The organism is Frankia sp. AiPs1, assembly GCF_023716945.1.
Lineage (GTDB): Bacteria > Actinomycetota > Actinomycetes > Frankiales > Frankiaceae > Frankia.
Genome location: NZ_JAMQQF010000910.1, coordinates 1 through 1504, shown reverse-complemented (window position 1 = coordinate 1504; position 1504 = coordinate 1). Strand labels below are relative to the sequence as shown.

Sequence of the window (1504 nt, the reverse complement as noted above, 5' to 3'; positions counted from 1 at the left end):
CCCGACGTCGACGCGTTCTGGCGGCTGCTGGCGCGCGGCGGGCAGGCGATCGGCGCGGCTCCGGCGCAGCGCTGGTCGCCGACCGCGCCGCCGTTCGGCGCCTTCCTCGACGAGGTCGACCGGTTCGATGCCGACTTCTTCGGCATCTCCCCCCGGGAGGCCGCGGCGACCGACCCCCAGCAGCGGCTGCTGCTCGAGCTGGGCTGGGAGGCGCTGGAGAACGCCCGGATCGTGCCCGCCACGCTCACCGGCAGCCGCACGGCGGTGTTCACCGCCGCGATCTGGGACGACTACGCCGCCCTGCACCATCGGCAGGGCGCGGCGGTCGGCCGGCACACCATGACCGGGCTGAACCGGGGGCTGCTCGCCAACCGGCTGTCCTACCTGCTCCGGCTCACCGGGCCCAGCCTGACGGTGGATGCCGCCCAGGCGTCCTCCCTGGTCGCCGTGCACCTGGCGGCCGAGGCGCTGCGCCACGGGGACGCGGACCTGGCCGTCGTCGGCGGGGTCAACCTCATCCTCGCCCCGGACAGCTCCGCCGCGAGCGCACGGTTCGGCGCGCTGTCCCCCGACGGGCGGTGCTACACCTTCGACGCCCGGGCCAACGGTTACGTGCGCGGCGAGGGTGGGGTCGCGGTCGTGCTCAAGCCGCTGGCCCGCGCCCTCGCCGACGGCGACCCGGTGCACTGCGTGCTGCTCGGCGGCGCCGTCAACAACGACGGCGGCGGGCCGGGGCTGACGGTACCCGACCGATCCGCCCAGGAGGCGGTGCTGCGGGCGGCGTACCAGGCCAGCGGCCTGTCGCCGGCCCGGGCGCAGTACGTCGAGCTGCACGGGACCGGCACGCCGGTCGGGGACCCGGTCGAGGCGGCGGCGCTGGGTGCGGTCGTCGGGTCCGCCCGGGCGCGGGAGGGCGCCGGGCCGCTGCTGGTCGGCTCGGTGAAGACGAACGTCGGCCACCTGGAGGGGGCCGCCGGCCTGGTGGGGCTGCTCAAGACCGCGCTGGCCCTCTCGCACGGACGGCTGCCCGCCAGCCTCAACTACGAGCGCCCCAACCCGGCGATCCCGCTCGTCGAGCTCGGGATCCGGGTGGTCACCGAGGCCACCGACTGGCCGCGGGAGAACGCGCCCGCCGTGGCCGGGGTGAGCTCGTTCGGCATGGGCGGCACCAACTGCCACCTCGTGCTGACCGCACCACCCGCCGCCATCCCCGCGGTGCCGGCGGAGCCGCCGGCCGCGGACACACCCGTGCCCTGGGTGCTGTCCGGCCGGGGGCCGGCGGCGCTGCACGGGCAGGCGCGGCGGCTGCTGGCCGCGCTGGACGAGGACGGCGCGCTGGACGAGGACGGCGCCGACCCACTCGACGTCGGGTACTCGCTGGCGGCGACCCGCACCCACTTCGAGGACCGGGCGGTGATCCTCGCCGCGGACCGGCCGGCCCGCCTGGCCGCGCTGGGCGCTCTCGGCCGGGGCGAACCGGCGCCCGGCCTGGTCGTCGGTTCCG

Annotated in this window: 1 protein-coding gene; it reads left to right on the top strand. The window is 77.4% G+C overall.

The window, feature by feature from the left end; translation table 11 throughout:
• The coding region (locus ND748_RS31800) for a polyketide synthase (protein ID WP_251749979.1) at nucleotides 1-1504 on the top strand (1504 nt) is incomplete at both ends.